Below are 9,284 nucleotides of genomic sequence, written 5' to 3'. Positions count from 1 at the left end.
GTCGCGGGCAAGGCGCGTATTGTCGTGCACGAGCTTCACGCTTCACCGGCCGGCATGCCGGGTTGAGATCGACGCCCGTGTCATGCCGGCTGAACCGGACCGGCCAGCTTTGCGCCGCAACGCGATTCATCAGCGCACAGGGCGCCTAGCATCGCGACCGCTTTATCGAGCTGCGCCGACCACGGGTGTCCATAGTTCAGACGCATACGGTGTCGAAATGCACCGTCGGCCGAGAAGATTGGTCCGGGCGCGATGCTGATCCCACTGTTGAGGGCAGCCTGGAAGAGCTGTATCGAGTCTACGTGATCCGGTAGCGCCACCCATGTGAAATAACCGCCGTGAGACCTCGTCGCCATCGTATTGGCCGGGAAGTACCGGCTGATCGCGTCGAGCATCTGCGACTGCTGAAGGGCCAACTCGCGACGTAGTTTGTGCAGGAAACGTTCATATCCGCCATGCTCCAGATAGTCGGCAATTGCGCGCTGCGCGGGCATGCTGGCCGATAACGTGGTCATCCATTTCGCGTGTTCCAGCCTGCCCGCGAACCTTCCGGCTGCCGCCCAGCCGATACGATATCCGGGCGCGAGGCACTTCGCGAACGATCCACAATGGATGACAAGACCTTTCCGGTCGAAGAATTTGGCCGGACGCACCGGGTCCGGGCCAAAATGAAGCTCGTTGTAGACGTCATCCTCGATGAGCGGCACGTCGTGCCGGGCGAGCAGATCAACCAGCGCCTGCTTCCTGGAATCGGCCAGCGTCACCCCGGTCGGATTGTGAAACGAGGTCATGAACCAGCAGGCGCGAACCGGATGTTGCTGCAGCGCCCGCGCGAGCGCATCCAGATCATGACCCTCCACCGGGTCCACAGGAATCTCCACTACGTTCAGCCGCAGACGCTCGATAGCCTGCAGCGCTGCATAGAACGTCGGCTTTTCGATCACGATCACATCGCCGGGAGCGGCGAGCAACTGCGCGCTTAGCGTCAGGGCTTCAAGTGCGCCGCTCGTAATGATTATCTCGTCGACGGGCACCGTCATTCCCGCCATCAGGTAACGCAACGAAATCTGCTGGCGCAGTCCCTCGTGCCCCGGTGGCAGTCCGTCAACCATGCCGGCCAGGTGCGTTGAACGATTGACCGTCGCGCACGACTTTCCGACGCGCGCCATCGGAAACAGCGCAGGACTCAGGAACGCTGACCCAAGTGGGACGATCTCAGCCTGCCTGATCGTCTTGAGGACTTCAAAGACAAGGTCGCTGATATTGACGGTCTTCGAGTCTGCGCCCGGCGAGGTCCCGGGCCTTTGCCGCGCTAATTCCATGGCAGTCGGCGACACGAAATAGCCTGAACGCGGGCGCGCTTTGATCATGCCCCGATTTTCGAGCAGGTAGTAGGCACGAAATACCGTCGCGGGGCTCACGCCCCAGGCCTTGCACGCCGCGCGAACCGAAGGGATACGCGCGCCGGGTGGCAGATCACCGCGCTTGATCAGTTCACTGAGTTGGTCGGCTAACCGCTCGTACCGTTTCAACTTTTACTCCTCGCAGAAAAAACCCTTGCGGGTGTCGGAACCGACCCGGTAGCACACACTTAACGTTAGAAAAGAGCCGCTGATAAAGCTGATACGGCCTTTCTTTTGCATTCTGCTTCTATTGCGAACGCACACACGCTGGCAAAGTGCGGCGCAGACCGGTTCCACTTCTTTCGATGTTTCGCCTCCGCGTAGCGGTCCTACCGATAACGATTTGCAAGCCGAATTCTTTTAGCGATAAATCAATGGCATTTGGGTTCCCGATATCAACCATCAGACGCAGCGCCTTCATCGCGCTCCGTCGTGTCTCGAGTCGAGGGTTCGCAGTCGTCCTGGTCAGCTGCGCAGGCACCTCGCTCGCTCTTGCAGGTCCACCCGAAACTGGTTCGAGCCGCAGTCTTTCGTTTGAACGCAACGTCTGGCAGCAATTGACAGATTGGCTTGCTGGTCCACCGGCGCCACGGATTCGCTTTGGCTCAGCCTGCGTGTCCACTGCGCAGTTGCCCGTCATTCCCGCCGCCCTTGCCGGGCCGGTCGCCGGTCCGACGCCCCTACTGACTAATGCTTGCGATTCGCTGAACGACACGCGTGCCGATGTCACCGGCACCGCTGCTGCGAGGGCCAGCTCGGGGCCGAACGTCATGACGCTGCTTACGGAACTGCGGTGGCAAATCAGCGACCAACCGGCGGCAGAACGAGGCGGCCTTCTGGCCTCTGACGCAATGGCCGGTACCGCGTCGCGGGTCGACCGCGCGGAGCAGTCGCCGGAACCACCTGCGATATCGCCCCCGGATTGCTCATCCGGTCGAGGTTGTGAAACGCGAGCGGTCTCGCCTTCCATCGGCGCCGCCACGCTCGCCTGGGCGCAGTCTCCGGCGAGCACTGCCGCGCAGCGTACTTCAGTATGGACCATATTGGGATTTATATTGTGGCCGATGTTGGGGGTGGTCCTGGTTATTGTTGTCGGTTGGGCTCTCAAAAGGTGGTTTAGCTACGACAGGTCCCTGCTGCGTGCAGCGCGGGCAGGGCTGCGTCGTGGCCGGTTCCATGTTGAGTATCAACCTGTCGTTGGCGTGCGGCGGGCCAGGTGTGTCGGCGTCGAAGCATTACTGCGATGGGACGACGAGAAATATGGCGCGCTGGGGCCGGCCCACTACATGGAGTTCATTGAGAGCAGTAGCCTGATTGGGCCAATGACGCGGTTCGTCCTGTCGCGTGCCGCTCAGGATCTGCGGGAAATCGGCGCTCCGAAATCGCTCTACCTGGGCGTTACAGCTCCCGCTTCTTACCTGGTAAGTTCCGCGTTCATCGCGGACCTGGGTGACGTTGACTCCCTCGGTCTTCCACCGCTAATACTGAAGATCGGGGCAAGCAGCGCGAGCAAGTTCAGAAAACGTCTCATTCCGATGATGGCGCAGGCGCGTGACAAAGGACTGCGTTTTGCGCTGTCGGGCGTGCGTCCCACTGACATCGGCCTTGAACTGCCGGCAGACATGACCTTTGAGATGGTGAAAATTGACAGGGAAGTGCTGGGAATGGATCCCGGTGAGCGCTCAAGACAGATCAATGCGTTGACGAGCATGGGCCATGACATGGGCGCCGTGGTCGTGGTCGAAGGCATTGAGAACGCGGCACATCACAACATCGCGCGGGCAAGCCGGGCCGAATTTGGTCAAGGTTTCTTCTACAGCCGTGCACTTGGCGCCAGCCAGCTGAAGGCATTTCTCCAGACCGCTAACACCTCGTCCTCAAAGCTGACGGGAGCTGCAACCGTGCTCGGCTGGCGGGTCCGTAATTTATGAATAAGGTATTCCGCCCGCAACCGGGGAAACGCGGGACAACTCACATTAATTAGCATCACATAATAATGAAGCGCTATCAGCAGCTGGCGGCACGGTTCGAAAACCTGATCGCGAACGGTACGCTTGAGCCCGGTGTGCGGCTCCCGTCGGTGCGCCAAGCGGGCAGTTCGCACCGCGTGAGCTTCTCAACGTCGTCCCGGCTTTCATGGCGCGCACCGGTGCGCTCGCGTCCATCTTCCACCGACCTTCGGTCGACTTTTACGCCGATTCGCTCAATGCGGGTTCATTGACGATCTGCTTGATGACCGCCTCCATCAAGCCCGGAAAGCGGGCATCCAACTCAGCGCGCCGCAATGAATTTTGATGCACGGTGCCAGCAACGCGCGTGCGCACCAAGCCCGCTTCGCGCAGGATCCGGAAGTGATGAGAGACGCTCGACTTGGGGCGGCCACCGTCGAGGTCGCCGCAGGTGGCCTCGTCGACCGTTGAAAGTTGACGGACGATCTCAAGGCGCATAGGGTCGCTAAGAGCATGGAAGAGCCGCCCGAGCGTGAAGTCCTCGGCGGCAGGATGGGTATAGGTGCGCATTGTGCAAATGATAAAGGTTTCTGCCATACTCCATAGTTCGATGTTTGTCGAACTAACGTACAAGCCTTATTCACAGGAGTTTAGCCTGATGTCCGCATTGTTTCAGCCCTACAAGCTCAAGGACGTTTCCCTACGCAACCGCATCGCAATTCCGCCGATGTGCCAGTACACCGCCGAAGACGGTCTGATCAACGACTGGCACCGCGTGCACCTGGCCGGTCTGGCACGTGGGGGCGCGGGGCTGGTGATCGTCGAAGCAACGGCTGTGTCGCCCGAGGGCCGGATTACACCGGGCTGCGCGGGCATCTGGACCGACGAGCAGGCGCAGGCTTTCGCGCCCGTGGTCGCATCGATCAAGGCAGCGGGCGCCGTGCCGGGCATTCAGATCGGTCACGCAGGCCGCAAAGCCAGCGCGAACCGACCGTGGGAAGGTGACGACCACATCGCCGACAGCGATCCCCGGGGCTGGGCGACCCTCGCCCCGTCGGCGATCGCTTTCGGCGGTGGCCTGCCGAAAGTACCTGAAGCGATGACGCTCGACGACATCGCACGCGTTCGCGAAGACTTCGTCGCCGCTGCCAAGCGCGCGCTCGACGCCGGCTTCGAATGGCTCGAGTTGCACTTCGCGCACGGCTACCTCGGCCAGAGCTTCTTTTCCACGCACTCCAATCAACGCGACGACGCGTACGGCGGCAGCCTCGAGAACCGCAGCCGCTTCCTGCTGGAAACGCTGGCCGCCGTACGCAAGGTATGGCCTGAGCATTTGCCGTTGACGGCGCGATTCGGCGTGATCGAGTACGACGGACGTGACGAGGAAACCCTGGCTGAGTCGATTCAACTCGCGAAGAACTTCAAGCACGAAGGGTTGGATATGCTCAGTGTCAGCGTGGGCTTTTCCACGCCCCAGGCGGCCATCCCGTGGGCGCCGGCGTTTCTTGCGCCGATCGCGGAGCGTGTGCGCCGCGAGGCTGGTATTGCCGTGTCATCGGCGTGGGGCATCGATACGCCGGAACTGGCCGACCGCTCCGTCAAGAACGGGCAGCTGGACCTGGTGATGATCGGGCGCGCGCATTTGGCCGATCCGCATTGGCCGTACCACGCGGCGCGCAAGCTGGGTATCGAACGACCGTCGTGGACCCTGCCGGCACCATACGCGCATTGGCTCGAACGTTACGCGGTTGCTTGAGCGCAGGTCGACGCCGATCACGGCGGTTTCTGCTGACCCGACCGGCGGCGCCACGCATCCAGCCCGGCTTTTCGCGCGTAATCGTGAGATGAGTCGCCCTGTGGGCACATGCCTGCAGCGCCTCTCGATCGATTGCGGATACCGTGGATAAACCAAACTGGACGGATCGAATGCACTACATGAAACAGTCCCCGGTCGGGCGCTTAATGCCGCGAAATGAACCCTGAACCAATACGCTTGCCGGTTGACGACGTCCTCGGGCCGGGCTTTTCGAGCAGGAACAGTATTTCGGCGGCGGACCCACCGTCCAGCGGATCGAAATGACCGTTACACTTCATCAAGAGACGTCCGGCCCACCGAGTGTCGAACGACCGAGGCGGGTCGAGGGCGGAAATCCTGCTATCGATATCGTCTTCAGCGAGGTGGTGATGCCGCGCGGAATAAACGGCATCGAACTAGCCCATCTCGCTCATGAGCAGTATCCGCACGTTAAGGTTGTACTTGCATCCGCCTTTCCAATGACCGCGCTGCGGCGCCAGCACGGTGACATAAGCGAATCCACATTCGTTGCTAAACCCTACCGGCTGGCCGATGTCGCGGAGGCTCTACGCTCCCCATGAGCCGCCGATTTCCAACGCTTCTGGCGAAAAGGTCTTGGTGGAAGGAGCAAGAGCCGGGCGCCAGTTATTCGATGCCCCGTCTTCCAAGCATAAAATGTGCTTACGAAACGCCCGTAGCCTCCCCCTTTTCTAAGACTCGCAATGCAGAACGCTTTTACCCGAAATGAGGTCGATCTGGGAGACACACAGACGATTCTTGATAGCATCACGGACGCCTTCTTCACTCTCAATGCAAACTGGGAATTTTGCTATGTGAACCGTCAGACGGAAGCGACCTTGGGACGCCAAGCCAGCGAGCTACTGGGCAAAAGCATATGGGACGTGTATCCCGGCACCGTAGGCAGCGAGTTCGAGAGGGTCTACCGGAAAGTGGCACAGGAGCGGACCACCGCTGGGTTCAGTTCTTACTATCCGGATCATGACCGTTGGTATGACGTGAATGTTTATTCGGCCAAGGGCGGATTGGCGATCTACTTCCGCGATGTCACGACGCGTATGCGGGACGAGAGCCGCCGGAGCGCGCTGTTTAAGTTAGCCGATCTGATTCGTGGCGCAAAGACATCGGAAGAGATCATGTACGGGGCCTCGCAGGTCCTGGGCGAAACACTTATTGCAAGCAGAGTTGGCTACGGAACCATTGATCCCGTCGCCGAAACACTGCATGTCATCCGAGACTGGAACGCCCCGGGCGTAGAGAGGCTGGCGGGCACGCTGCATCTGCGCGATTATGGTTCTTTCATTGACGACTTAAAGGCAGGCAGATTCATCGCCATTAATGATGTCGACCACGACTATCGTACGGCGGAAGCATCAGCGGCGTTGAAGCGGCGCAATGCAGGATCTTTCGTCAATTTTCCGGTTATCGAGCAAAATGAGTTGGTAGCAGTGGTGTTCGTCAATCATGAGAAGGCGCGGAATTGGACGACTGAGGAACTGGCGTTTATCAAGGAAGTGGCAGAAAGAATTCGGGCTGCGAGCGAAAGGTTACATAACCAGGAAGAACTGGAAAAAGTCGTCGCTGAGTCTGAGCGACGCCGCCGACTTTATGAAACTTTCCTGGAAAACTCTCCCGACTTGGCCTATGTATTCGACTTGGATCATCGGTTCATTTACGCCAATAAAGTATTGCTGAATATGTGGAATCGAACTTGGGACGAGGCGATCGGAAAAAATTGCCTGGAACTGGGTTACGAGCCTTGGCATGCTGAGATGCATGACCGCGAGATCGAGCAGGTTACCGCTACGAAACAGTCAGTTCGTGGAGAGGTCCCATTCGAGGGCGCATATGGCCGACGCATTTACGACTATATTTTTGTCCCTGTAATGGGCCCTCACGGTGAAGTGGAAGCCATCGCCGGTACTACCCGCGATGTGACAGAACGCAAGCAGGCAGAGCAAGCTTTGCGCGACGCAAACCGCCGGAAGGACGAATTTCTGGCAATGCTTTCTCACGAGTTGCGAAACCCGCTCGCTCCGATCCGGAACTCTCTCTACATTCTTGACCGGGCCGACCCTTCCGGGCAACAAGCACGAAATGCGATAGAGGTAATAAGCCGACAGGTCACGCATCTGACCAATCTCGTGGACGATCTCCTTGACGTTACGCGGATTGCGACGGGCAAGATCGAACTGCAGCGCGCGGAGGTGGACTTAACTGCATTGGTCCGGCGCACCGTGGAAGACTATCGCGCTTTGACTCAAGCACGCGGCCTCGAACTTTTTGTCGTCGTGGATGGCGAGGCGCTTGTCGTGGAAGGTGATGAGACAAGACTCTCGCAGGTGCTCGGGAACCTGCTCGGCAATGCGGCGAAGTTCACGCCAGCGGGTGGTCGAATAACGGTGACGGCCCAAAAGCGCGCCGGAAACGCAGTTATTCACGTTACCGATAATGGATTTGGCATCGCGCCGGACTTGCTGCCGATTATCTTCGACCCATTCACGCAGGCGAGCCAAGGTCTGGCGCGAACGGAAGGCGGACTCGGCCTCGGGCTCGCGCTCGTTAAGGGAGTAATCGACCTTCACGGCGGGAGCGTCGCGGCGATGAACATCCCTGGTGCCGGGGCGCAGTTCACGATGGAGCTGCCGCTTGCACAGATTAAAGCATCGACAGCGCCCGATTTCTCGGCATCAAAAAACGACGGCAATCCCCGCTCACGTCGGATACTGATTGTTGACGACAACGCCGACTCTGCCGATTCGCTTGCGGCGATTGCCGACATGTTGGGACATGCGGTCGAGGTGCGTTACGACGGACGCAGCGCGGTCGCGCTAGCAGAGGATAAGCAGCATGAAGTGGTGCTGTGTGATATCGGGCTTCCCGATATAACCGGATATGAGGTCGCACAGACACTCCGGCGAAAGCTTCCGGCGAAGACAAGATTGGTTGCGATAAGCGGCTACGCTCAGCCCGAAGACGTGCAGAAGGCGCTCGATGCGGGCTTTGACGCGCATTTCGCGAAGCCGCTCAATATGCTTCGCATCGAGCAGCTTCTTAGAGACGATAATTCTTTCGATGATCGAAAGTAGTGCACTGTGCTAACGCCTTTGCAGAGGCGCATTGCTTCAAAGTTGCCCTCACCGTTTGTACAAGCGACTTGGATGGTTAGGCACGGGCTTCATAAAACACCATCAATAACTGACCGTCGGCTTTCAATCCAATCGACCGTCGCTTGAAAATCATCTAGCGGGCCTCCCACCGCCGCCCCACGGGGCGGCGGGGTAAAGTGAATCCGCACCGGAATCGCTTTAACCAGAAGGAGGCTGAAGTGAAATATCGTGGAATTGACCTGCATTCGAACAACAGCGTGATGAGCGTGATCGACGACACGGACCGGGTGGTCCAGGCGGCTCTGTAGCAAATAGGGTCGGCAGATCGATTAGAGTTGTCGGAGCAAAACGAACTGATGACCCGCGATGAGCAAGCTGAAGAGTTTGAGAGGAGTTGTTCGGGGAACGCCATTTTGATCGGGCGATCATCATTCTGTGCGTTCGCTGGTATCTGCGCTACAAGTTCAGCCTGTGCGATCTGGTGGAGATGATGGCCGAACGGGGATTATCGTTGGCTCACACGAGCCTGCGCTGGGTGAGACGAAAAGAGACAAGCCTGCCTCCGCGAGTTGCCGCGCCGATTTACCCCGCGTATGACGCTGAATCTGATGCGCATGTTTTGACACGTAAACCCAGCCACGCTCGATGCAACGGCGACAGTCACCACCGCGTCAAGATGCTCGTCGAATACAGGTCGCAGCCGGCATATTCGTGCTGTGTAGCGTTGGAAAAACAGTGTAATTACTCTACTCGTTTTCGGAACGCAGTCAGGTATAGTACGCAACCCAGATAACAGGCCGAAAGGTTTGCTCGCGGCCAGCCTGATCTCATCTCGCGACGCCGTCGCGCTGGTTATCGCGCTATCGGCTTGCGGCGCGGTTGTGTGCGTTGGTTATCGGGTCCGCCCAAAAGTTAAATTGCGGCGCGCGGCGCGCATCGGTCTTCGCCGCGGGGAGTTCCATGTCGTCTATCAGCCCATTGTGGACACGCGCACGCGATACTGCGTGGG

5 protein-coding genes and 2 pseudogenes are annotated in these 9,284 nt (G+C 59.0%); 5 read left to right on the top strand and 2 right to left on the bottom strand.

Going from position 1 to position 9,284, the window contains the following annotated elements:
- Window positions 1-80 precede the first annotated feature (80 nt).
- Entirely contained in the window at window positions 81-1,532 is a 1,452-nt protein-coding gene (locus ABQJ48_RS36975) for an aminotransferase-like domain-containing protein (protein WP_367842817.1), read from the bottom strand.
- A 641-nt stretch (window positions 1,533-2,173) separates the two neighbouring features.
- Here ABQJ48_RS36975 and ABQJ48_RS36970 point away from each other — a divergent pair.
- Window positions 2,174-3,334 (top strand): EAL domain-containing protein, encoded by a 1,161-nt coding sequence (locus tag ABQJ48_RS36970; protein ID WP_367842816.1) that lies wholly within the window; start codon window positions 2,174-2,176, stop codon window positions 3,332-3,334.
- Between the two features lie 258 nt (window positions 3,335-3,592).
- Here ABQJ48_RS36970 and ABQJ48_RS36965 read toward each other — a convergent pair whose 3' ends face one another.
- Window positions 3,593-3,922, bottom strand: coding sequence for an ArsR/SmtB family transcription factor (locus ABQJ48_RS36965; RefSeq protein WP_367842818.1), 330 nt, complete (start codon window positions 3,920-3,922; stop codon window positions 3,593-3,595).
- Between the two features lie 88 nt (window positions 3,923-4,010).
- Between ABQJ48_RS36965 and ABQJ48_RS36960 the strand changes: the two genes are divergently transcribed.
- The 4 genes and pseudogenes from ABQJ48_RS36960 to ABQJ48_RS36945 form a co-directional block, all read left to right on the top strand.
- Entirely contained in the window at window positions 4,011-5,108 is a 1,098-nt protein-coding gene (locus tag ABQJ48_RS36960; protein ID WP_367842815.1) for an NADH:flavin oxidoreductase/NADH oxidase, read from the top strand.
- A 761-nt stretch (window positions 5,109-5,869) separates the two neighbouring features.
- The gene (locus ABQJ48_RS36955; protein ID WP_367842814.1) at window positions 5,870-8,254 is read left to right on the top strand and encodes an ATP-binding protein; all 2,385 of its coding nucleotides are present in this window, start codon (window positions 5,870-5,872) and stop codon (window positions 8,252-8,254) included.
- 387 nt (window positions 8,255-8,641) lie between these two features.
- A pseudogene (locus ABQJ48_RS36950) lies at window positions 8,642-8,819 on the top strand (IS6 family transposase); the annotation flags it as partial.
- Window positions 8,820-9,081: 262 nt separating this feature from the next.
- Window positions 9,082-9,284, top strand: a pseudogene (locus tag ABQJ48_RS36945) (EAL domain-containing protein); the annotation flags it as partial.

It is taken from the genome of Paraburkholderia suaedae (genome assembly GCF_040812055.1).
Classification (GTDB): Bacteria; Pseudomonadota; Gammaproteobacteria; order Burkholderiales; family Burkholderiaceae; genus Paraburkholderia.
This window is presented reverse-complemented; position numbering and strand designations above follow the sequence as displayed.

Bases quoted from the DNA above. Each gene is read 5' to 3' on its own strand.
- ABQJ48_RS36970 (WP_367842816.1), top strand. From the start codon at position 2,174: ATGACGCTGCTTACGGAACTGCGGTGGCAAATCAGCGACCAACCGGCG.
- ABQJ48_RS36965 (WP_367842818.1), bottom strand. From the start codon at position 3,922: ATGCGCACCTATACCCATCCTGCCGCCGAGGACTTCACGCTCGGGCGG.
- ABQJ48_RS36960 (WP_367842815.1), top strand. From the start codon at position 4,011: ATGTCCGCATTGTTTCAGCCCTACAAGCTCAAGGACGTTTCCCTACGC.
- ABQJ48_RS36955 (WP_367842814.1), top strand. From the start codon at position 5,870: ATGCAGAACGCTTTTACCCGAAATGAGGTCGATCTGGGAGACACACAG.